Here is a 22,194-nt window from a genome sequence, read left to right on the forward strand (position 1 = left end):
CTTTCATGTCCCTTTCCCTGCCGGGCTCGCTCGTCACCACGCAATGGCTGGCGGCGCATCTCGATCACCCCAATCTCGTCATTCTCGATGGGTCGTTCAAGCTGCCCGGCGTGATGCCGATCGCCGCCGAGGATTTTGCGGCTCGCCACATTCCCAGCGCGCGCTTCTTCGACATCGACGCGGTCGCCGATCACAGCTCGTCGCTGCCGCACATGCTGCCGTCTGCCGAGGATTTCGAGCGTCATGCCTCAGACTTGGGTATCTCGAACGACAGTGTCGTCGTGGTCTATGACACGCCCGGCCTGATGTCGGCGGGGCGGGTCTGGTGGACCCTGCGCGTCTTCGGCCACGACAACGTTGCGATCCTGGACGGAGGGCTGAAGAAATGGCTCGCCGAGGGCCGCCCTGTGACGACCGAAACACCGCCGCTCGCCGGCGCCATCTTCCAGGCGAAATTCGATCCCAGTGCCGTTCGTTCGAAGGCACAGGTTCTCGACAATCTGGAAAGCCACGCCGAACAGGTTATCGACGCCCGCTCGGTTGGCCGGTTCACGGCAGAAGAGAAGGAAGCACGACCGGGGCTGAGATCGGGTCATATCCCCGGCAGCCTGAACCTGCCGTTCAACGCCTTGACCAATCCGGCGACGGGCGAAGTCATCGGCACGGACGAGATCCGCACGGCGTTCGAAAAGGCGGGCCTCGACCTCTCGAAGCCGGTCATCGCCAGTTGCGGGTCAGGCGTCACCGCCGCCGCATTGACCTTCGCGCTGCATCTGGCCGGCAAGGACGATGTTGCGATCTATGATGGCGCCTGGACGGAATGGGGCCAGCCGGGGGATACGCCGGTCGAGACGGGCACCGGCAAGCCATGAGCTCACTGCCGGCCAACCTGAGCGAAACGCTTCTTAGCCGTTTCGCAGATCGCTTTTCCATCTCGCAAGCGGCGCGCGAACAGCATGGTCGTGGTGAGTCCCATCACACGCCGGCAATTCCGGATGCGGTCATCTTTGCGGAAAGCACCGAGGAAGTCGCCGAAATTGTTCGGCTTTGTGCCGCCGAGGACGTACCGGTCATCGCCTATGGCGCCGGCACCTCGCTGGAAGGCCACCTTTCGGCCGTGAGGGGCGGTATTTCCATCGACCTTTCGCGCATGTCCCGGATCATACGTGTCAGCGCAGACGATCTCGATTGCACGGTGGAAGCCGGCGTCACGCGCGAACAGCTCAACACCTATCTACGCGACTCCGGCCTTTTCTTCCCCATCGATCCCGGCGCCAACGCCTCGCTTGGCGGCATGGCGTCGACGCGGGCCTCCGGAACGAACGCCGTGCGCTACGGCACAATGCGGGAAAACGTCCTGTCCCTGACCGTGGTTCTGCCGACCGGCCAGATCATCCGCACCGGTGGCCGGGCGCGAAAGTCATCGGCCGGTTATGACCTGACCCGGCTGTTCGTCGGCTCCGAGGGCACGCTCGGCATCATTACCGAAGTGACGGTGAAGCTCTATGGCATTCCCGAGACGATTTCGGCGGCGCTCTGCTCGTTCGAAAGTGTCGAACAGGCCGTGAAGGCGGCGATTGCTGTCGTGCAACTCGGCATCCCGGTTGCCCGCATGGAACTGATGGATCGCGGGCTCATCCAGGCCGTCAACGCCTATTCCAACCTGTCGCTGAAAATCGAGGACACGCTCGCCTTCGAATTCCATGGCTCTCCCGCCGGTGTACAGGAGCAGGTCGAGATGGTCTCCGCCATCGTCGAAGACAATGGCGGCAAGGATTTCGAATGGGCCAATGCGCCCGAGGATCGCAACCGGCTATGGAAGGCCCGCCACAACGCATTCTATGCCGTCGTGTCGCAGCGGCCGAATGCCAGGGGCTGGTCTTCCGATGTCTGCGTCCCCGTCTCGAAACTCAGCGGCTGCATCATCAGGACACGCGAACTCCTGCACAATTGCAGCGTTCCCGCAGCCATTCTCGGCCATGTCGGCGATGGCAACTATCACGTCGTCTTCGCCATCGATCCGGATAACCAAGCGGAACGCGACGAGGTTGCCGCGATCAACAAGAAGATGGTTCAATACGCCATTTCGGTCGGTGGCACATGCACGGGCGAACACGGCGTCGGCACGGGCAAGATCGCCTATCTGCGCCAGGAACACGGCGATGCCGTCGATCTCATGGCAGTCATCAAGAGTGCTATCGACCCGAAGGGCATCATGAACCCGGGCAAGATCCTGCCCGAATAGCATCTGTCTAAATTGCCACTGAGAGCTAACGCCATGACATCGTTCAAAAGCCACAGCTCCCATTGGGGCGCGTTTTCCGGCCGCTACCGGGATGGCAAGCTCGAAATCCGCCCGCATCCGCATGATCCGAACCCGTCGCCTCTGCTCGGCAACCTGCCGGCGATTGCCGACAGCCCGGTCCGCATCCGGCATCCCGCCATCCGGCGCGGCTGGCTGGAAGGCAGACCCGGTCATGCCAAAAACCGTGGCGCCGATGAATTTGTCGAGGTGAGTTGGGAGGAGGCCTCGGACCTTGTCGCCAGGGAACTTCAGCGCGTATACGGAACGTTCGGTCCCACAGCCGTGTTCGGCGGCTCCTATGGTTGGGCAAGCGCGGGACGGTTTCACCATGCGCAAAGCCAGGTTCACCGTTTCCTGAACCTGCTCGGCGGCTATGTGCGCTCGGTCAACACGTACAGTTCCGGCGCAGCTATGGTCATCATTCCGCATGTGCTGGGACCATACGATCATTTCGAACGCAAAAGCGTCACCTGGGACGCGATCGAGCGCAGCAGCGAACTGGTCGTCGCCTTCGGTGGCATGGCGATCAAGAATGCCGATGTGCATGGCGGCGGCAACAGTCAGCACATCGTTCGTGACAGGCTGAAGGGCGCCAGCGAACGCGGTGCGCTCTTCATTCTGGTCGGCCCGCTCCGCGATGATTTTCCGCCTGAGGCAAATGCGGAATGGCTGCCGATCGAGCCCGGCACCGATGTCGCGCTGATGCTGGGCCTGGCGCATACACTGGTCATGGACGGACGGCATGACCGGGCCTTCCTCGATCGTTACACCGTCGGCTACGAACGTTTCGAGGACTATCTGCTCGGCCGGACCGATGGCATCGCGAAGAGCTCTGAATGGGCGGCCGGCATCTGCGGCATCGATGCCGGGACCATCCGGCAACTGGCACGGACCATGGCGAATTCCCGAACGCTGGTCACCGTCAGCCATTCGCTGCAGCGGGCCGATCATGGCGAGCAACCGGTCTGGATGGGCATCGTGCTGGCGGCGATGCTCGGTCAGATCGGGCTGGATGGCGGTGGCTATTCCTATTCTCTGGGCGCGCTCGGCAATACCGGCAAACGGCAATTGTCCGTCCGGCTCCCAACCCTTGGACAGTTCAGGAACCCCGTTCCGGATTTTATTCCGGTCGCCCGCATCGCCGATCTTCTTCTCCATCCGGGCGAGGCTTTCAATTACAATGGCCAGACACTGCACTATCCAGACATTCGGCTGGTCTATTGGGCGGGCGGCAACCCGTTTCATCACCATCAGGATATCAACCGGTTGCGGGAAGCGTTCAAGAGGCCGGAAACCATCATCGTCCACGAAACGGCCTGGACCTCATCCGCCCGCCACGCGGACATCGTCCTGCCGGCGACGACGACGCTTGAGCGTGACGATATCGGCGCGGCACAGGGCGATCCGCTGATGGTAGCGATGAAGAAATTGATCGAGCCGGTCGGCGAAGCGCGGGACGACTACGAGATTTTCGCCCACATCGCCCGCCGTCTGGGCACGTTCGAAGCCTTCACCGAGAACCGGACAAGCCGGGAATGGCTGTCTCATCTCTATGAGCCGACGCGAGAAGCGCTGGCAGCCGGCGGTCACGAAGCGCCTGATTTCGAGGATTTCTGGGTGCGCGGCGAATTGCTGCTGCCGCTGGAGCCCGACGATGGCGGACCGGCGCGCGCCTTCCGCGACAATCCGGTGGCGGAGGCACTCCCGACACCGTCCGGAAAGATCGAGATTTTTTCCGAGACGGTCGACCGCTTCGGCTATGACGACTGCCGTGGTCATCCGCGCTGGTATGCACAGAGATCCGCGGATGCCAGCCAATATCCCCTGCATCTTGTCTGCAACCAGCCATACCAGCGACTGCACAGCCAGCTGGATTACGGCGCGTTCAGCCGCTCAGCCAAGATCAAGGACCGCGAGCCGGTTCGCATACACCCAGCCGACGCCGCTGCACGCGGCATTTCAAACGGCGATATCGTCAGGCTGTTCAATGCCCGTGGCAGCTGCCTCGCAGCCGCTATCATCAGCGACGACGTCCGCAAGGGCGTCATGCAGCTTGCGACAGGGGCATGGTTCGAACCGCACGACAAAAACGCCGACAAGGCCATGTGCCTGCACGGAAATCCGAACATCCTTACCCGCGATATCGGCACATCCCAGCTCGCGCAGGCCTGTACGGGCCAACTGACACGGGCGGAGATCGAGCGGTTCGCAGGCGATGTTCCAGCCGTGCGGATTCTTGAGGAGATGACATTCGCAGACAGCGCCATGCCTGGCCGGAAGCTACCCGCCGATAACGACGTCGGCGACGACTGCACGCGGAAGCTTCAGCGACGGCAAAATCATCCACCCGGAAAAGCTGACCTCACCACGCTCTGAAATCGGAGAAAATAATCCATAAATTTAGTAGAAAAAGAACAACCAGTCTTTCTCGATAGCGCCGTCCAGCTTTAGTCTTTGCATCATGATCAGCACGACAACCAACAGGACCGCATCATGATCGACCGTCTCTTTTTCTCCTCGCTTTCCCGTCGCCGTCTGCTGACAGCCACCTCGGCGCTGGCCTTTGCGGCTCTGGTCACAACGATGCAGCCATCACCGGCCTTCAGCGCCGACACGCCGGTCGAAGGCGGAGACATCACCTTCCTGATCGATTCCCTCGGCGACACCTGGATACCCAACAACAGCGCGATTTCCAGCTTTCAGGGTCATATCTGGGGCCATGTGACCGACAAGCTTCTTTACGTGGATGCCGACGGCAAGGTGAGCCCCTGGATTGCCGAGCGTTGGGAACAGAACGACACGGCCACCGAATTCACCCTGCACCTGAAGAGCGGCGTCACCTTCTCAGATGGCACGCCCGTCGACGCGTCCGCCGTGGTCGCCAATCTCGACATCTGGTATGCCGGCCGCAAGAAGGAAGGTATCAACCCGATCGGCCTCTTCCCGAAAACCTACGACCATGCCGAAGCGGTCGATGCGACCACTGTGAAGGTCATCTTTAAGAAGCCCACCCTCGGCTTGATTCCGACGCTCGGTTATCACGGCTCGATCCTCATTTCTCCCAAGACGCTCGCGCAGCCGGCTACCGATCAGGCCGATCTCAGCAAGACCTCCGGCAGTGGCCCCTATGTGGTCGAGTCCTGGAAGGAAGGCGATTTCGTCAAGCTGGTGAAGCGCAAGGATTACAACTGGGGTCCTGCGGCTGTCGGCCAGACCGGCCCGGCCCATCTCGATTCCATCACCTACAAGCTGGTCTCCGAACCGTCACTGCGCGTCGCATCGGTTCAGTCCGAACAGGCTGACGTGGCCTATAACGCTTCGCCCCAGGAACTCGTGACCCTGCAGGACGACGGCTTCACCGTCGCGACACCACGCTATCTCGGCTTCGTCAACGGCCTGGCGATCAACACCAAGCTGGCGCCCTACGACGACGTAAAGGTCCGCCAGGCCCTCCAATCCGGCATCAACCGCCAGGAAATCATCGACACCGTCTATACACCGGACTGGAAGCTCGCGACCTCGTTCATCCAGAGCAACGTGCCGGGCGCAACAGACCACAGCGACCTTCTGGCCTACAATCCCGAAAAATCCGAAAAGCTTCTCGACGAGGATGGATGGGTCAAGGGTGCCGACGGCATCCGCACCAAGGACGGCAAAGCTCTGACCTTGACGCTTCATTCCAACCCCTATCTCGCGACATCCAAGTCGGTAGATGAACTCATCGCCCAGCAACTCGGCAAGATCGGCTGGAAGGTCAATATCCAGGCCTATGACGTCGTGACCTTCGGCGAAAAGGTGAAGTATGGCGGCCCGGCGATCCCGGCCTATGAGGTGACCCGCAGCTTCATCGACGCCGGCACCGTCGCCGGTATCCTGACCAATGCCAACAATGGCGAGAACTGGTTTGCCCTTGATGAGCGCGACGCCAAGCTGAACGAATTGCGCGACAAGATCGCCGGCGCTGCCTCGATCGATGCCCGCGCGCCGCTCCTGGATGAATTGCAGAAATACATTCTTGAGCAGGGCTACTTCATCCCGCGTACGCAGATCGTCCAGCGCATCTACGTCCAGTCGCCCAAGCTGAAAAACGTGACCTATAACGGCATCGGGTATGCCAGCTATTACACCGCCTGGAAGAGCGAATAAGCCGGAATGCACCCGAAGAAAGTAAGGAGGTATCCGGCATGAACAGCGCCTACCGAGCCTATGCCGCAAAGCGTCTTTTCCAGGCAGTCGTCGTGATCCTGCTGGCTTACGTCCTCACTTTCGTGGTCGTCAGCATCCTGCCGGGCGACCCGATCACCAACGTTCTGCGCAATCCGCAGAGCGGCTTCAGCGAAGAAGAGATCGCCGAGATCATTGCCGCACAGGGGTTGGACAGGCCGGTTCTGGTTCAGCTCTGGTCGTCTCTATCAGCCTTCCTGACGGGTGACCTCGGCATTTCCATGCGGTCGCATCGGCCCGTCGCAACGCTCATCGGCGAGGTTCTGCCCTCGACGCTGATCCTCGCGGCTTCCGGCCTGCTCGTGGCCCTGGTTCTGGCGGTGGTGATCGCCTACGGAACCCGGTTCCTGCCCAAACGCTATGGGCAGGGCCTGCTGCGCGGCTTCCCGTCGCTGTTCCTGTCCGTGCCCAATTTTGTCATCGGCCTGGTGCTGATCCACATCTTCGGCTTTCAACTCGGCATCTTCCGCGTCATCGAACCCGACAGCTTCTGGGCGACCTTCTTCGCGGCGATCGCTCTGGGTATCCCGATCTCCGCCCAGATCGCCGAAGTGCTGATCGCCAATCTCGACCATGAGGCCGACCAGGAATATGCCGCCGTCGCCCGCAGTCGAGGCCTCAGCAAGGCGCGCCTCTTTGCCCGCCACCTGCTCAAGCCCTCGTCGCTTCCGGTCGTGACCGTCATCGCGCTCACCATCGGTGAATTGCTTGGCGGCTCACTGATTACCGAAACGGTGTTCGGCCGCACCGGTATCGGCAGCCTGGTGCAACGCTCCGTCAGCACCCAAGACCTGCCCGTCCTGCAGGCGGTCGTCTCCCTGGCAGCAGTGGTCTTCGTCGTCGTCAACCTGATCGCCGATCTCGTCTATCCCCTGCTCGATCCGCGCGTGAAGCTGCTTGGCACTCCACAGCGCCGTCCCGTCACTGCGGATGACAACTCCTCGGGCATTCCTACGGCGGTGACCTCATGACCTTCGCTACCTATAACTCCACTCGCCTCTCATTCTGGAGCCGGCTCACGTCCGACCGGCTGCCGTTCACCGTTGCGCTCTCGTTCCTCATTGTCGCAATGGCAATTGCATGGTCGCTCGCACCGGGGCTCTTCACCAGCCATGATCCGGTCAACGGGGTTCCCGCCCACAAGCTGCTGGGGCCTAGCCTGCAATACTGGTTCGGCACCGATCATCTGGGTCGCGACCTCTATACCCGCGTCGTCTACGGCACCGCCTCTTCGGTTTCGAGCGCATTGATCGCCGTGCTCATCGGTGTCTTCGCGGGCGGTCTCATCGGCCTGCTCTCCGGCTTTCTCGGGGGCTGGGTCGATACCACGCTTGCCCGGCTGGTCGATGTACTGCTCGCCATTCCGAAATTCCTGCTGGCCGTCATCGTCGTTACCGCGATCGGCTTCGACACGACCAATGCCGCCATCGCCACCGGCGTTTCGGCCGTCGCCGTCTTTGCCCGCGTCATGCGCTCGGAGGTGATCAAGACCCGGCAGGCGACGTTTGTCGAGGCGGCCTATCTTGCAGGCGGATCGCGCTGGCACATCCTCTGGCGGCATGTCCTGCCGAATGCCTCCCGCTCGGTCCTGCCGCTTGCCGTGCTGCATTTCGGCGACTCGATCCTGGTGATCGCCAGCCTTGCCTTCCTCGGCTATGGCGATCCGCCGCCTGCTTCCGACTGGGGTCTGCTGATCTCGATCGGCAAGGATTACCTCAAATGGCCTTGGCTCGTTTATGCCCCCGCCTTCGTCACAATCGCGACCGTCCTCTCAGTGAACAGGATCAGCCGATGGCTCCGCAAGACCGACTGACTGCCCCTTTGAAACTGCCGCACACGCCCCTGCTGTTGCAGGTTGAAAATCTCAACGTCTCCTACGGCCCACAGCAAGTCGTTCGTGATGTCGGTTTCCGCTTGAACCGAGGCAAGAGCCTCGCGCTGATCGGCGAGTCCGGCTCCGGCAAATCGACGATCGCACGAGCGATCCTTCGTCTGCTGCCCGGCAAGGGACATGCATCTGGCCGCGTCGATTTCGATGGCCGGGACGTGCTCGGTCTGCCGGAACGGCATTTCCGGCCGCTGCGAGGACGCGCCATCGGTTTCGTACCGCAGGATCCCGGCAACTCGCTCAATCCCGTCCGGACGATCGGCTCCCAGGCACAGGAAGCGGCAGCGCTGCTCAACGAGCCCAATGCAGCGATCCGCAAGGCACTCATTCTGGAGACCTTCGCCCAGGTCGGACTAGACAATCCGCAGCGGGTCTATGATTCCTATCCGCACCAGCTGTCCGGCGGCATGCTGCAGCGCGTGCTGATCGGTCTCGCCGTTCTGCCGAGACCGTCGCTGCTGGTCGCTGACGAGCCGACCTCGGCGCTGGATGTCACGATCCAGAAGCGAATCCTCGACCTGCTCTCTAAGCTGCAGCAGGAGCTGGACATCAGCCTTTTGCTCATCACCCATGATCTGGCGATTGCGGCGGAACGGGCGGATTCGTTGGTAGTGCTCAAGGACGGCGCCATCCAGGAAGCCGGAAGCACGGCAACTGTTTTCTCTTCCCCCACATCCGCCTACGCGAGGAAACTGCACGCCGATGTTCCGGCGCTCAATCCCGATCGATACGCCCGGCTGCGGGACCCTGATCTTCGCTTGCTCAAGGCGGATATCACAAAAACACCCAAGATCGAGGTCCGCGCAGTCACTAAGACCTTCTCTGTCGATGGCAAGGCCGTGACCGCAGTCAACGACATATCCTTTGCCGTTGCAGCCGGAACGACACATGCCCTGGTCGGCGAATCCGGGTCCGGCAAGACGACGGCAATCCGGCTTCTGCTTGGGCTGGAACAGCCCGACACCGGGAAAATCGAAATTGCCGGCGAGCAGGTCAACGGGCGTTCGCTTGAATCCCTGCGCTTTGTCTGGCGGCATCTCCAGCTCGTCTACCAGAACCCGTTCACTTCACTCGATCCAACCTGGACGGTCGAAAAACTGGTCCGCGAACCGCTCGACCGCTTCAAGATCGGAACGCGAGACGAACGAAATGAACGTGTCCGCGAGGCGCTTGCCAATGTCGGGCTTTGCGACCATCTGCTTTCCCGGCAACCGGATGCGCTCTCCGGCGGTCAGCGCCAGCGCGTGGCGATCGCCCGCGCGTTGGTCCTGAAACCCGACGTGATCGTGCTCGACGAGCCGACCTCGGCCCTCGATGTCAGCGTCCAGGCGGATATTGTCGAAGTCCTGCTGTCGCTACAGGCCAATCTGGGGCTGACATACCTCTTCGTCTCCCATGACCTGGCGCTGGTCAGGCAGCTCGCACATACCGTTTCGGTCATGCATCGCGGACGCGTCGTCGAACAGGGAGCTGTCCGCGATATCTTCGACGATCCGCAAGAGCCCTATACGGCCTCCCTGCTGAAATCGATCCCATCCGGCGCCGCTCCGGCCGCTCATGCACCGAGGCCGCAAATCCGCCGTGCCGTCCATCAGGAACAGATCGCATGACGATATCATCCCCCGCCAGCACGCAGCCCCTGCCCTTCCGCCCGAAAAAGCGGCTCGGTTTCAACACGCGCGTTTCATTCAACGACGATGCCGGGCCGGTACAGGGATTGCGCGACGGTATCGAACTGTTCAGGACGGCCGAACAGTTGGGCTATCAATCCGGCTGGGCCTATCAGCGTCATTTCGACCATTATCTTTCCTCACCGCTCCCCTTCTTCGCCGCCGCCGGTCAGCACACGAAGCACATCACGCTCGGCTCGGCCGTCATCCCCATGCGTTACCAAGACCCGATCCTGCTTGCGGAGGCCGCCGGCACGACGGATTTGTTGATCGACGGCAGGCTCGAGCTTGCCATCTCGACCGGCGCCAATGCAGCCTTCGACGCCGTCTTCGGCACGGTCGATACCGATGCCCGAACGGAAGCCAAGCGTCGTCAGGCGCGGTTCCTCGCGGCCATCTCGGGCGATATCCTGCACACAGTCACTCAACCTGGCCAAGGTGCGCCGCAAGGTGCCGAACTGCGCGTGACGCCGCACAGCCCAACACTGCGTTCGCGGATTCGTCAGGGTTCAGCCAGCCTCAGCTCGGCGATACAGGCCGCCGAACTCGGGATCGGGCTGATCTCCGGCACGGTGCAGCACGATCAGGCCGAGGGTGAAAGCTTCGGAGAATACCAGGCCCGCATCATCGAAGCCTATCGCAGCACCTGGCGCAGGCTCTGGAACACGGAGCCGCCGCCGGTGGCCGTTGCCGCCTCGATCCTGGTCGGCACGACCGCCGAGCTTCGGGAAAAATATGCCGCCTATGATCTGGAGCGCCGGACGCTCGGCATCGCGGCGTCCCGCCCAAAGGGTGCACTGGCTCCACCCGCCCAACCCGCCGGAGCCCAGATTTCACCGGTCTTCCAAGGCACGCCCGATCAGGTGATCGAGGCTGTCTTCAACGATGCAGGCCTTGCTGCTGCGGATGAAGTCGTTCTGTTCCTTCCGCCCGCATTCGGCCTTTCGGAAAGTGAGCGCCTGTTGCGGGATCTGGCTGAGACCGTTGCACCTGCTCTCGGCTGGTCGGCATCCTTTTGAAGGCTTCCAAACTGCATCGCCACGATGACGCAGGCGTCGCCCAAGACCATTCAAAGCGTAAGGCGAAGGAATATTTTCTACTATTTCTATAGAAAAAGAATGACCTGTCTTCCTCGTCACCCCCCGACACCCTACCCTGACCTCATTCTTCGATAAAAACAGGAGCTCCCATGCCAGCGGAATTCATCAGCGTCAGTTTCCCCAATGCGTCGAACGACCTGCAACCCCTGCCAGACGCGCCTGTGGATCCCCGTTATCTGGAGCGTTATGCCCGCGCGCTGGACGATTATGGCTTCAACTACACGCTGATCCCCTACTCCTCCTCGTCCTTCGACCCCTTTACGCTCGGCGCCACCGTTCTGGCGCACACGAAAAATATCAAGATCATCGTCGCACTCCGCCCGAACACCGTCTATCCAACGGTGGCGGCCAAATCGCTCGCAACGCTCGATCAGCTAAGCGGCGGCCGTGTCGTCGTCCACTTCATCGCCGGGGGTAGCGACGAGGAGCAGGCGCGCGAAGGCGATTTCCTCAACAAGGAAGAGCGCTACGAGCGGCAGGAGGAATACATCCGTATCCTGCGTCTCGCCTGGACATCGAAGGAACCCTTCGATTTCGACGGGAAATATTATCAGTTCAAGCAGTTCCGTAGCGCCGTGCGTCCAACACACGGAACGATCCCGATTTCGCTCGGCGGCTCGTCGGATGCCGCCTACCGGATCGGCGGTTCGCTCTGCGATATCTTCGGCCTCTGGGGCGAACCGCTGGCGGAGACCAAGCAACAGATCGACCGCGTCTACGCAGAAGCCGCCAAGGCGGGCCGGACGGACCGGCCGCGCATCTGGGTGACCTTCCGCCCGATCGTCGCAGAAACCGATGAGCTGGCCTGGGCAAAGGCGCATCAGGTTCTCGACCGGCTGAACGACAACCGTCAGAAGGGCCTCGGACGCTCGCCCCTGTCCGCACCGCGCCCCGCCAATGTCGGGTCGCAGCGGCTTCTCGAAATCGCCTCACGTGGCGATGTGCATGATCGCGCGCTCTGGTATCCGACCGTCACGGCCACCAATGCCGGCGGCGCAACCACGGCGTTGGTGGGGTCGCCCCGCACGATTGCCGATTCCATCCTCGACTATATCGATCTCGGCGCCGACCTGATCTCGATCCGCGGTTACGACAACTTCAACGATGCCGTCGATTACGGGCGCTACGTGCTGCCGCTGGTGCGCGAAGGCATCCGGGAGCGCGAAGAGGCGAAGAAGAAGTCGGCGGCCTGAAGGTTGCCGCCCGCCGGGGTCTCCCCACAATCTGCAGCGCCACCAGTTCACGCGAACCCTCGCGAGACTGGTGGCCTATCGGAAAGCGCGAATACCATGCCCTATGACACAGGCCTTCTGAACGCCACGACCCGGATCCTTGCAGAAGCAGCGCCGGAAGCGGACCGGACCGGGCAGTTTCCCTGGACGGGCATTCATGCCGTGCATGCAAGCGGCCTGCTCGAAAGCACCGTCGCGTCCCGCCACGGAGGCCGAGGCGGGACGCTATATGACGCCGCGCAGATTCTGGCAGCACTGGGGCGCGGCGATCCGTCAGTCGCGTTGATAAGTGCCATGACGATCTTCAACCATCTCGGCCAGGCCGGCAAAAACCACTGGCCGGAGGATCTTTACAAGCGGCTGCTGACGGAAGCGAAGCACCGGCCGCTGCTGCTCAATGCCGCCCGCGTTGAACCGGAACTCGGATCGCCTGCCCGAGGCGGACTGCCGGCGACGCTGGCCCGCCGCACGGCCAAGGGCTGGTCGATCACCGGCCGCAAGATGTTCGTCACCGGCGCACACGGCCTCACCCATTTCCTCGTCTGGGCGACCACCGACGAAACGCCGGCCCGCGTCGGAACCTTCGTCGTGCCGAGCGGCCTTCCCGGCATCCACGTTATCGAAAACTGGAAGAGCCTGGGCATGCGCGCCACCGGTTCGCATGACGTCCAATATACCGACGTCGAGATCCCGGCGGAAAACGTTCTGGAACTGGTCGATCCCTCCGTTGCCCAGCAGGACAACCGCGCCCATGCTTCCATGACGCTGGCCCTGACCGCCATCTATCTTGGCGTGGCGGAGGCGGCGCAGGAGGCGTTCATCCGCTTCGCGCACGAGCGCGTCCCGACCAATCTCGGCCATCCCATTGCCCGCACCGAACGCTTCGTGACGCTATCGGGCGAAATCGACCTGCTGGTTTCGGGCGCCCGCGACATCATCTTCGATGCACTCAAGAATGGTCTCAACGACGCCGAACGGTTGATCCGAGCTCGACTTACCGCTGGGCGGCAGTTGCGCGAGGCGGTCCAGGTCGCCGTTCGCGGCCTCGGCAATCCCGGCCTTGGCGCCGACCTCGGGCTGGAGCGGCATTTCCGCGACATCCAGGCCGTACTTGTCCACGCCCCGCAGGAAGACACGTCCGTTTCCATTCTCGGACGCGCGGCCTTCGACAAATGGAACCGGGAGCAGGCCGCGGCATCACACTATACGGCCGATATCCCGATCCTGAAAACAGCCTGACCGAACACTGACGACGCAGGCCCATCCACCCACCTCTCAACTTTCTTTGCGGAAGACGGACATGACACGCTACATCATCATCGGAGCCGGCGCCGTCGGCGCAAGCCTTGCCGCACAATTCGAAAGCCAGCAGATTCCCTATGTTCTGGTCGGGCGGGGCGCGCAGATCGAACATATCACCCGTCACGGCCTTTCCTATCGCCGCCCCGGTGAAACCCGCGTGGTCTCGCTCAACGCGGTCGACACAACAACACCTCCAACTCTCACGCCGGACGATGTTCTCGTGCTCACCGTCAAGGCACAGGACGTCGAGGCGGCGACCGATTTCTGGGCCTGGCGCGACGTCGAGGGCGGCGGTCTTGCATCCGAACTGCCACTCGTGACGTTGCAGAACGGTCTGGCCGCCGAGGACATCGCGCTCCGGCGTTTCGACCGCGTCTATGCAGCGAGCATTCTCGTCCCGGCGCGTTACACCGTGACTGGCGAAGTCGTGGTCGGCGGAACACCGAATGTCGGTATCGTTACCCTCGGGCGCTATCCCACCGGTCTGGATGACACCGCGACGGCGATCGTCGCTGACCTGACAAAGGCCGGATATCTCGCCGAGGCCCGCGCCGACATCCGCCGCTGGAAGGCCGCGAAGCTCACCCACAACGTCACCAATGTCGTCGAACTCTTTGCCGGGACCGCGGAAGCCCGTACCAAAGCTGCTACCGAACTCGCCGACGAAACACGCGCGGTCCTCAAGGCCGCCGGATATGATCCAGCCGCCCCTTCCGAGCGAACAGTCGACATTTCCGCCTGGCATGTCGCCGAAGGCAGCGGCATCGAGCGCGGCCAGCAATCGACCTGGCAGAGCTTTGTGCGCGGCACCTCGAGCGAGGTCGATTATCTCAACGGTGAAGTCGTGCGGCTTGGACGTCTTCATGGCGTGCCTGTACCGTTGAACGCTGCGTTCCAGCAGGCAGCGGCGAAACTGTCACGAGACGGCGGGACGCCCGGCTCGCTGGACATTGCGGACATCCGATGGTCGGCCTGACGACGAACGCGCCCAGTTATCATCCAAGGGAAATCGGCCTTGACCACATCGCCTGATTTCCTCTGGTATATTCCCAATGATATGAAGGCCGGACATCGCGGTGATACCGCCGCCGATGACCACAACAGCCTCGATACCCTGACGGCACAGGCGCAGGCGATCGAACGGCATGGATGGAAAGGTGCCCTGATCGGCACCGGATGGGGACGCCCCGATACATTCACGGTCGCGACGGCGCTTGCCGCCCGCACGACGACGTTCGAACCGCTAATCGCCGCTCGCCCCGGTTATTGGAACCCTGCGAATTTCGCCTCTGCAGCCGCAACACTCGACCATTTGAGCGGCGGCCGGGTGCGGGTCAATGTCGTGTCGGGCCGGGATGAGCTTGCCGCCTACGGCGATCGTGAGGCTGACCAATCGACCCGCTACGCCCGGACGAAGGAGTTCATGCGGCTTGTCCGGCGTCTCTGGACAGAAGAAAACGTTACCTTCGCTGGTAACCATTTCCGGGTATCGGATTCCACCGTTATGCCGAGGTTCGACGGTCGAAACGGTGACCCTCACCCCAAGCTTTATTTTGGCGGCGCTTCCGCAGCGGCCGAACATGTGGCCGCCACGGAAGCCGATGTGCAGCTCTTCTGGGGCGAACCTCTGGATGGCGTGCGTGAACGCATCGACCGGCTGGAGACGCTGAGCAAGTCGCTTGATCGTAACCTGCCGCCGCTGGAGTTCGGGCTGAGGATCACCACTCTGGTGCGCGATACGACCGAACAGGCTTGGGCGGATGCGGAAGCCAAGGTGGTGAAGATGGCGGGGGGCAAGGCCGGAAGCTGGCAGGATCATCGCCAGATGGTCGCGACCGGACAGCAGCGCCTTCTGGATCTCGCCGCGCGCGGCGATGTGCTCGATGACAATCTGTATACCGCACCCGGCCGTTTCGGCGGCGGCGGAGCGAGCACGACATGGCTGGTCGGCTCAGCGCAGGATGTCGCCCGGTCACTGCGCAAATACAACGAGGCCGGCATCACCCATTTCATCCTTTCGGACACCCCCTATCTCGCGGAGATTCAACGCCAGGGCGACTGGTTGCTGCCCCTGCTGCGGGACTTCAGCGGACCACGGCCGAAAGTCGCCGATCAGGGCTGAGGTCGCAAGATTCCCGTTTCGACGACGATCATATCCATCGGAATATCGTGTGGCTGCGGATGGATGCTTGCGATCTTCGCGTCCGAATAGCCCACGCCGATGACGCGCGGCCGAGGCTGGAGAAAGGCCAGCGTCCGGTCGAAGAACCCGCCGCCATAACCGAGACGATAACAGCCGGGATCATAGCCGACCACCGGAGCGATCACGACATCCGGCACGCATGGCCGGCTTTCCGCTGGGATCGGAATATTCCAGACGCCGCGCGAAAGGGCCTCGCCCGACCGCCAGAGATGGAATTCCAATGGCCGCCCTTTTTCCAGTACGACCGGCAGAGCCGTGTGCCCGCCACGCCGGTTGACCTCATCGAGCAGCGACCGCATGTCCGGCTCGGCGCGAAACGGCCAGTAGGCGCTGACGATGCCGTCCCTAATATCGCCAATCTCCGCCAGCACGGCAGCCGCGATTGCCTGCCCCTGAACCGCGCGGATTTCGGCTGGTTTAGCAAGCCGTGCCGCGATGAGACGTTCCCGTTCGCCCTTGCGCCAAAACTTCACATCCTCCCAGCCTTGCAGGGCGAGTGGCTGTGAAAGCGGCTTATCAGCATGGGAATCATCGTCCATCAGCAGGCCTCCGGGGCTCAGGCACGTTGCGACTGCTCCGGATTCTACACCCAATCCCCAACACTTTGGATGTGACTGGAGATACAATCGCAGGCGCTTACCGGCCAAGCCAATCGACGAACTGTTGCACATAGTTCTTACCGGCCCTGCGCTTGGGAATGACGACGAAATAGCCAGCCCTCGTCTTGATCGATGCTTCCGTCAGGCGCACAAGGCGGCCCTGATCGAGCAGGTCGCCGACCAGCCGCTTCCATCCCAGCGCAACGCCCTGACCGTTGAGCGCAGCATAGATCGCCTCGGTATAGAAGCTGCAGTGAATTCCCCGTGTCTTAGCCTTGCCCTGGATCGAGTGCGCTGCAAGCCATTCGTCCCAGCCGGTCCAAGTCGGGTCGTCGGTATCGCTCGAAATCAACGGATGCCTCAACAGGTCCGCAGGCGTAACGACCGGCGCATTTACCCTGGCATATCCCGCGCTGCAGATCGGAAAGACTTCGTCATCGAACAGGAACTCGGCCTGCCCGTCCGGCCATGTGCCGGTGCCGTAGCGCAGCGCGACATCGATCTCCCCGTCATCGATCTTCGTGCGCGAATCCTGTGTGATGATCCTGAGTTTCACGTCGGGATGCATCTGGGAGAACGAACCGATCCTCGGCATCAGCCAGAAATGGGCGAACGAAATCGTCGCGGATATCACCAGTTGGTCATCCGGTTTTTCCAGCCTGAGATCGGCAACCGTCTCGGCAATCAGATTGAAAGCTTCTCCCGCAGCGCTGGCGAGAACCTTTCCTTTTTCCGTCAGTTCGACCCGCCGATGTAGTCGAAGGAACAGCGGAAATCCGAAGTCTTCCTCAAGCAGGTGGATTTGCCGGCTGACTGCAGCCTGGGTAACGCCAAGTTCCAGCGCCGCGCGCGTGAAACTTGAAAGGCGTGCCGCCGCCTCGAAGGCCGTAAGTGCCGTCAAAGGCGGGATTTTCTTGCGCAGATTGGCCATGTTTCCCTCTGCCTGCGACACCGCGAACGGCCATGCGGATTTGAAGACATGGCATTACATCTGGTAATGTCTGTCAAGCATATTTGTGACGTTGAGCGATGACCGCATATCAGCGAACCTGCACTCAGACACTTCCTGATATCCGCAGACATGAGGATTGAATTATGCTGCAAAAGTTCGCCTCCTCCATTTCGGCGCTGCTCGATGCACGCGCCGAAGGCCATTCGCTCCCGGCCGGCCTTTACACCCGTGAGGACGTCTTCGAGGCCGACCTGGACGTCTTCTTTCGCAAGCACTGGATCTGCATCGGTCTCGAATGCGACGTGCCGGAGCCGGGCGACGCGACAGTTGTCGATATCGGCAAGACCAGCCTGATCCTGTTGCGCGACGACGACAATGAAATCCGCGTCATGCACAATGTCTGTCGTCATCGCGGGTCGCGTCTGCTCGATACCGGCAAGTCGATCGTCTCCAAGCTCGTCTGTCCCTATCACACCTGGACCTACGAACTGACGGGCGAACTGAGCTATGCGCCGCATATGGGCAAGGGTTTCGACAAGGAGTGCCGCAGCCTGAAGCAGGTGTCGTTCAAGTCGATCGGCGGCCTCGTCTACGCCTGCCTCTCGGACAACCCACCCGAAGATATCGTAAACCTTGAAAAGGTCATGGCGGAACGGCTCGCCCCTTATGATATCGCCAATTCGAAGGTCGCCCATGAGGTCGATGTCGTCGAGAAGGGCAACTGGAAGCTGACGATCGAGAACAACCGCGAATGCTATCATTGCTCGGCCAACCATCCGGAACTCTGCGTCTCCTTTGTCGATCTCGACTTCGGCTTCGATCCGGATGCCCTGAGCCCCGAGGACCGGGCGCAGGCCGAGGAGCATTTCGCGCTCTATGAGGAACGCACCAAGCGCTGGGAAGCCGACGGCTTTCCGTCCGCCGCCGTCGAGCAACTGGTCGATTGCAGCACAAACTTCCGCACCCAGCGCCTGATCATTTCCGGCGCCGGTGAATCGCAAACGCCGGATGCGACGGCGGCTTCGTCGAAACTGCTCGGTACGATGACGCGCAAGGATCTCGGCGATACCCATCTGTGGGGCCATAACAGCTGGAACCATTTCATGGGCGACCATGCCGTCGTCTCGATCGTCATCCCGCTCACGCCCGACACGACACTGGTGCGTACGAAATGGCTCGTCCACAAGAATGCCGTCGAGGACGTCGATTACGATCTCGACAAGCTGACCAATGTCTGGATCGCCACGACTGAACAGGATGCGGAACTGGTCGCTCGCTCGCATGCCGGCGTCGAGGACCCGGCCTACATTCCCGGCCCCTATTCGCCCTTCTCCGAGACGAACCTCGACAAGTTCGCCACGTGGTACATCGACCGGATGCGTGCTCATGGATACTAAGAGCACCTTCAACCCGGCCCCGCGCCTTCATCAAGGCGAAATGTGGAACCGCGATGCGGGAGAGGATCTCGTCTGTATCGACATCCACCAGGAAACTCATGACGTGAAGACCTTCACCTTCGCGTCGCCGGAAGGAAAGCAGTTCGTCTTCGAGGCCGGCCAGTATTTCCTCTTCGACCTGGAAATCGGCGGCGAACCGGAAAGCCGCTGCTACAGCATTTCCTCGTCCCCCAGGCGGACCAATGCCTTCTCTGTGACCGTGAAACGCGTTCCAGGCGGCAGGATTTCCAACTGGCTGCACGACAATCTGGCCATTAACGCCAAGGTAAAGGCCAATGGTCCGCTTGGCCATTTCGTCCGGCCGAACGCGAAGAAATATCTGTTCCTTTCCGGCGGCTCCGGCATCACGCCGGTCATGTCGATGGTGCGCGAGTTTGCCGATACCTATGAGCCTGCCGATATCGTCTTCCTGCATGCCGGTCGCACGCCGAAGGATCTCGTTTTCCGCAACGAACTGACCGTGCTCGCCAGCCGGATGAAGGGGCTGCGCCTGCAATTCCTGCCGGAAAAGGTGAGTGGAGAATTGTCCTGGCCGGGACTTACTGGCCGCATCTCGCCGGACTACATGAAGCTCGCGGCGCCGGATGTCGCCGAGCGCGTCGTCATGTGCTGCGGCCCTGCTCCCTTCATGGCCGCCGCCCGGGCGATCGCGACCGAGCTTGGCGTGCCACCGTCGAACTATATCGAGGAAAGTTTCGACGCCGCCGTCATCGACGAGGTCGATATTCCCGTCATCGAGGAAGCGACCGCGCGGACCTTCCAGGTATCGTTTGCCAAGCAGGTACGCCAGATTGAGGTATCCGGCGAACAGACGGTGCTCTCCTGCGCCAAGAAGGCAGGTGTCAAGCTGCCGTCCTCCTGTTCCAATGGCGTCTGCGGCACCTGCAAGTCCAAGCTGGTTTCCGGCACGGTCGATATGAACCACAATGGCGGCATCCGCCAGCGCGAAATCGACGCCGGCCTGTTCCTGCCCTGCTGTTCCAAGCCGCTCAGCGATCTCGTGATCGACCGCTGACGAAGACGGCGCCCCGGCCATTTGGTCATGGGGCGCCGCGGCCCATTCCCTCCCTTTTCAGGACATGCCAGATGCTCGAAATCGTCAACCGTGCGCAGCACGGAATGGATGCGCCTGTTTTCAAGGATGATCGCAAGAAGGCCTATCTCAATCCGGAAGGAGCTGACCGGCCGTTGATCAGCCCGATTCCCCTGTCGACTCTGAACGCGGCGCGGCTCTACCGGCTTGAGCGCTTGCGGATGAAGATGCGGGAATGGGACTGCCCCGCCCTGCTGCTCTACGATCCCGTCAATATCCGCTATGCCTTCGACTGCTCGAACATGAGCATCTGGACGATGCACAATCCCTCGCGCTATGCGCTGGTCCTTGCGGATGGTCCGGCGATCATGTTCGAATTCGAAGGTTCAGAGCACGTCAATGACAGCTTGCCCGGGATAGACGAGGTGCGCACGGCCAAATCCTTCCTTTTCTTCACCGCCGGCAATCTCGTCGAAGACCGAATGAAGGCCTGGGCGGACGAGATCGAAGACATCCTGAAATCCCATGGCACAAAGGGTCGCCTCGCCGTCGACCGGCTGGAGCCGCAACCGGCGGCGGAGTTGCACAAGCGCGGCTTCACCCTCATCGACGGGCAGGAACTTGCCGAGCGGGCACGCTCCATCAAGAGCGCCGAGGAAGTGGAGCTGATGCGCTGGACGATCCGCGTCTGCGAGGCCGGCATGGCCCGTATGTATGAGGTCTCCGAGCCCGGCCGCACCGAGCGGGAGATTTGGGCGGAACTGCATTTCGAAAACGCCCGTAGTGGTGGCGAATGGCTGGAGACCAAGCTCCTGACGGCGGGCGGGCGTACCAATCCATGGTATCAGGAATGCTCTGATTATGTGATCCAGCGCGGCGAGATGATCTCCTTCGACACCGACATGATAGGTCCCTATGGCTATTGCGCCGACCTGTCGCGATCATGGACCTGCGGGCATGTCGCGATGAGCGGCAAGCAGAAGGAACTCTATGCTGCCGCGCGCGACCAGATCGAACACAACCTGTCGATCATTCGCCCCGGTATGACCTTTGGCGAGTTCAACAGGAAGAGCTGGCGCATTCCGGACAAATACCAGCCCTACCGCTATACGCTTGCCGTGCACGGTACGGGCATGGCCGACGAATGGCCGGGCATCCTGCTGCACCCGGACTTCGATGACGGCTTTGCCGGCCTCATCGAGGAGAGCATGGTGCTGAACGTCGAAAGCCTGATCGCCGAGAACGGATCGGAGAGCATCAAGCTGGAAACCCAGGCGCTGGTGACGGCAGATGGCGCAGTGCGCCTCGACACTTTCCCATGGGAAGACGCCTGAACCCAAGGAAGTCTGGATACAAAAAAGCCCGGCCGTTGAGCCGGGCTTTCTGTTTCAGGCAGACGTGTCAGGCCGCAGGCACACCGCTCTTCTTGGCGGTCCAGGTGGCGATATAGTCCATCAGTCCGGGATTGAGGCAGTCGTAGGGTTCGAGCCCCAGTTCCTTCAAGCGTGAGCGCACGCCATCCATCTTGGCAGGGTCGAAGCCGCTCTCGATGATCGAGGAGACGAAGGCTGCAAAGCCGGGCTTGGCCCAGCCCTGTTCCTGGAAACGCTCGGGATGAACGAAGGACAGGCCCTTGAACGGATGGTCACGCTCAACTGGGCCGTAGAGATGGACGCCGCAACCCTTGCAGGCATGACGCTGGATGAGAGCGGCGGAATCGACCACTTCGAGCTTGTCGCCGTTCTCAAGCACTTCGACATTTTCGGTCGGTGCGACGGCAACAACAGAAAAGACGGCGCCGTCCGGCTTCCAGCACTTGGTGCAACCGCAGGCGTGGTTGTGGGCGATGTCGCCCTTGATGCGCACCTTGACGGGATTGCTCGCGCAATTGCAGACGAGCGTGCCGCCGGAAAAAGTGGCGTCTATCGCCTTGAACCCGCTGTCGACGGATGGATGTATTGCAAGGCTTGGCATGGGGTTCTCCTCCTTTATCGCCGATGCAATATGCCCGGCTGATGATACAGGCGCCGCCAGGCCCCACCCGGCGGCACGATCCTTGAAATTTCAGCCTGCGCGCGGTTCGGTGTTCGATCTCAATAGATGACCACCCCCCTGATGCTTTCGCCCTTGTGCATGAGGTCGAAGCCCTTGTTGATGTCGTCGAGCGGCATCGTATGGGTGATCATCGGGTCGATCTGGATCTTGCCCTGCATGTACCAGTCGACGATT

At 61.6% G+C, this 22,194-nt stretch carries 18 protein-coding genes and 1 pseudogene; 15 read left to right on the forward strand and 4 right to left on the reverse strand.

The features are described from left to right. Positions 1-5: 5 nt before the first annotated feature. The 12 genes from sseA (at position 6) to ASG68_RS05680 (ending at position 15,843) form a co-directional block, all read left to right on the forward strand. A complete protein-coding gene (sseA, locus tag ASG68_RS05625) occupies positions 6-872 on the forward strand; it encodes a 3-mercaptopyruvate sulfurtransferase (RefSeq protein ID WP_062585330.1) in 867 nt (288 codons plus the stop codon). Continuing rightward, entirely contained in the window at positions 869-2,245 is a 1,377-nt protein-coding gene (locus tag ASG68_RS05630) for an FAD-binding oxidoreductase (RefSeq protein WP_062585332.1), read from the forward strand. The genes sseA and ASG68_RS05630 overlap by 4 nt, the downstream gene beginning before the upstream one ends. Positions 2,246-2,278: 33 nt before the next feature. Beyond that, positions 2,279-4,681, forward strand: coding sequence for a molybdopterin guanine dinucleotide-containing S/N-oxide reductase (locus tag ASG68_RS05635; RefSeq protein ID WP_082478126.1), 2,403 nt, complete (start codon positions 2,279-2,281; stop codon positions 4,679-4,681). A 117-nt stretch (positions 4,682-4,798) separates the two neighbouring features. Further along, positions 4,799-6,451, forward strand: coding sequence for an ABC transporter substrate-binding protein (locus tag ASG68_RS05640; RefSeq protein WP_062609151.1), 1,653 nt, complete (start codon positions 4,799-4,801; stop codon positions 6,449-6,451). A gap of 38 nt (positions 6,452-6,489) precedes the next feature. Beyond that, positions 6,490-7,500: an ABC transporter permease gene (locus tag ASG68_RS05645; RefSeq protein ID WP_062585336.1), complete on the forward strand. Its 1,011-nt coding sequence runs from the start codon at positions 6,490-6,492 to the stop codon at positions 7,498-7,500. Beyond that, positions 7,497-8,342: an ABC transporter permease gene (locus tag ASG68_RS05650; protein ID WP_062585338.1), complete on the forward strand. Its 846-nt coding sequence runs from the start codon at positions 7,497-7,499 to the stop codon at positions 8,340-8,342. Before ASG68_RS05645 ends, ASG68_RS05650 begins: the two co-directional genes overlap by 4 nt. Beyond that, a complete protein-coding gene (locus ASG68_RS05655) occupies positions 8,321-10,027 on the forward strand; it encodes an ABC transporter ATP-binding protein (RefSeq protein ID WP_062585343.1) in 1,707 nt (568 codons plus the stop codon). The genes ASG68_RS05650 and ASG68_RS05655 overlap by 22 nt, the downstream gene beginning before the upstream one ends. Further along, positions 10,024-11,106, forward strand: a complete 1,083-nt coding sequence (locus ASG68_RS05660; protein ID WP_062585344.1) for an LLM class flavin-dependent oxidoreductase — start codon at positions 10,024-10,026, stop codon at positions 11,104-11,106. The genes ASG68_RS05655 and ASG68_RS05660 overlap by 4 nt, the downstream gene beginning before the upstream one ends. A 170-nt stretch (positions 11,107-11,276) precedes the next feature. Next, positions 11,277-12,380: an LLM class flavin-dependent oxidoreductase gene (locus ASG68_RS05665; protein WP_062585345.1), complete on the forward strand. Its 1,104-nt coding sequence runs from the start codon at positions 11,277-11,279 to the stop codon at positions 12,378-12,380. 96 nt (positions 12,381-12,476) lie between these two features. Further along, positions 12,477-13,658, forward strand: a complete 1,182-nt coding sequence (locus ASG68_RS05670) for an acyl-CoA dehydrogenase family protein (protein ID WP_062585346.1) — start codon at positions 12,477-12,479, stop codon at positions 13,656-13,658. A 61-nt stretch (positions 13,659-13,719) separates the two neighbouring features. After that, positions 13,720-14,697, forward strand: a complete 978-nt coding sequence (locus ASG68_RS05675; protein ID WP_062602483.1) for a ketopantoate reductase family protein — start codon at positions 13,720-13,722, stop codon at positions 14,695-14,697. Positions 14,698-14,778: 81 nt separating this feature from the next. After that, positions 14,779-15,843: an LLM class flavin-dependent oxidoreductase gene (locus tag ASG68_RS05680; RefSeq protein WP_413813989.1), complete on the forward strand. Its 1,065-nt coding sequence runs from the start codon at positions 14,779-14,781 to the stop codon at positions 15,841-15,843. Here ASG68_RS05680 and ASG68_RS05685 read toward each other — a convergent pair. Continuing rightward, positions 15,834-16,463: a 5-formyltetrahydrofolate cyclo-ligase gene (locus ASG68_RS05685; protein ID WP_062585352.1), complete on the reverse strand. Its 630-nt coding sequence runs from the start codon at positions 16,461-16,463 to the stop codon at positions 15,834-15,836. The two genes, ASG68_RS05680 and ASG68_RS05685, sit on opposite strands and share 10 nt — an antisense overlap. A gap of 97 nt (positions 16,464-16,560) precedes the next feature. Beyond that, positions 16,561-17,454, reverse strand: a complete 894-nt coding sequence (locus tag ASG68_RS05690) for a LysR substrate-binding domain-containing protein (protein ID WP_062585355.1) — start codon at positions 17,452-17,454, stop codon at positions 16,561-16,563. 164 nt (positions 17,455-17,618) lie between these two features. Between ASG68_RS05690 and ASG68_RS05695 the strand changes: the two genes are divergently transcribed. The 3 genes from ASG68_RS05695 (at position 17,619) to ASG68_RS05705 (ending at position 21,299) form a co-directional block, all read left to right on the forward strand. Then, the gene (locus ASG68_RS05695; RefSeq protein ID WP_062585356.1) at positions 17,619-18,872 is read left to right on the forward strand and encodes an aromatic ring-hydroxylating oxygenase subunit alpha; all 1,254 of its coding nucleotides are present in this window, start codon (positions 17,619-17,621) and stop codon (positions 18,870-18,872) included. Positions 18,873-18,912: 40 nt separating this feature from the next. Next, the gene (locus ASG68_RS05700; protein ID WP_413813990.1) at positions 18,913-19,947 is read left to right on the forward strand and encodes an FAD-binding oxidoreductase; all 1,035 of its coding nucleotides are present in this window, start codon (positions 18,913-18,915) and stop codon (positions 19,945-19,947) included. 71 nt (positions 19,948-20,018) lie between these two features. Then, positions 20,019-21,299 (forward strand): M24 family metallopeptidase, encoded by a 1,281-nt coding sequence (locus ASG68_RS05705; RefSeq protein ID WP_062585358.1) that lies wholly within the window; start codon positions 20,019-20,021, stop codon positions 21,297-21,299. Positions 21,300-21,366: 67 nt separating this feature from the next. Here the strand turns inward: ASG68_RS05705 and gfa are convergent, their stop codons facing one another. Next, positions 21,367-21,939: an S-(hydroxymethyl)glutathione synthase gene (gene gfa, locus ASG68_RS05710; protein WP_062585359.1), complete on the reverse strand. Its 573-nt coding sequence runs from the start codon at positions 21,937-21,939 to the stop codon at positions 21,367-21,369. A 119-nt stretch (positions 21,940-22,058) separates the two neighbouring features. After that, positions 22,059-22,194: pseudogene (locus tag ASG68_RS31120) on the reverse strand (S-(hydroxymethyl)glutathione dehydrogenase); the annotation flags it as partial.

Origin of the sequence: Rhizobium sp. Leaf453, from assembly GCF_001425605.1 — a bacterium.
Taxonomy (GTDB): domain Bacteria; phylum Pseudomonadota; class Alphaproteobacteria; order Rhizobiales; family Rhizobiaceae; genus Pararhizobium.

Bases quoted from the DNA above. Each gene is read 5' to 3' on its own strand.
- ASG68_RS05665 (WP_062585345.1), top strand. From the start codon at position 11,277: ATGCCAGCGGAATTCATCAGCGTCAGTTTCCCCAATGCGTCGAACGAC.
- ASG68_RS05650 (WP_062585338.1), top strand. From the start codon at position 7,497: ATGACCTTCGCTACCTATAACTCCACTCGCCTCTCATTCTGGAGCCGG.
- ASG68_RS05630 (WP_062585332.1), top strand. From the start codon at position 869: ATGAGCTCACTGCCGGCCAACCTGAGCGAAACGCTTCTTAGCCGTTTC.
- ASG68_RS05655 (WP_062585343.1), top strand. From the start codon at position 8,321: ATGGCTCCGCAAGACCGACTGACTGCCCCTTTGAAACTGCCGCACACG.
- ASG68_RS05685 (WP_062585352.1), bottom strand. From the start codon at position 16,463: ATGGACGATGATTCCCATGCTGATAAGCCGCTTTCACAGCCACTCGCC.
- ASG68_RS05680 (WP_413813989.1), top strand. From the start codon at position 14,779: ATGAAGGCCGGACATCGCGGTGATACCGCCGCCGATGACCACAACAGC.
- ASG68_RS05640 (WP_062609151.1), top strand. From the start codon at position 4,799: ATGATCGACCGTCTCTTTTTCTCCTCGCTTTCCCGTCGCCGTCTGCTG.
- ASG68_RS05670 (WP_062585346.1), top strand. From the start codon at position 12,477: ATGCCCTATGACACAGGCCTTCTGAACGCCACGACCCGGATCCTTGCA.
- ASG68_RS05660 (WP_062585344.1), top strand. From the start codon at position 10,024: ATGACGATATCATCCCCCGCCAGCACGCAGCCCCTGCCCTTCCGCCCG.
- ASG68_RS05635 (WP_082478126.1), top strand. From the start codon at position 2,279: ATGACATCGTTCAAAAGCCACAGCTCCCATTGGGGCGCGTTTTCCGGC.
- ASG68_RS05705 (WP_062585358.1), top strand. From the start codon at position 20,019: ATGCTCGAAATCGTCAACCGTGCGCAGCACGGAATGGATGCGCCTGTT.
- ASG68_RS05695 (WP_062585356.1), top strand. From the start codon at position 17,619: ATGCTGCAAAAGTTCGCCTCCTCCATTTCGGCGCTGCTCGATGCACGC.
- ASG68_RS05700 (WP_413813990.1), top strand. From the start codon at position 18,913: ATGTGGAACCGCGATGCGGGAGAGGATCTCGTCTGTATCGACATCCAC.
- ASG68_RS05675 (WP_062602483.1), top strand. From the start codon at position 13,720: ATGACACGCTACATCATCATCGGAGCCGGCGCCGTCGGCGCAAGCCTT.
- sseA (WP_062585330.1), top strand. From the start codon at position 6: ATGTCCCTTTCCCTGCCGGGCTCGCTCGTCACCACGCAATGGCTGGCG.
- ASG68_RS05690 (WP_062585355.1), bottom strand. From the start codon at position 17,454: ATGGCCAATCTGCGCAAGAAAATCCCGCCTTTGACGGCACTTACGGCC.
- gfa (WP_062585359.1), bottom strand. From the start codon at position 21,939: ATGCCAAGCCTTGCAATACATCCATCCGTCGACAGCGGGTTCAAGGCG.
- ASG68_RS05645 (WP_062585336.1), top strand. From the start codon at position 6,490: ATGAACAGCGCCTACCGAGCCTATGCCGCAAAGCGTCTTTTCCAGGCA.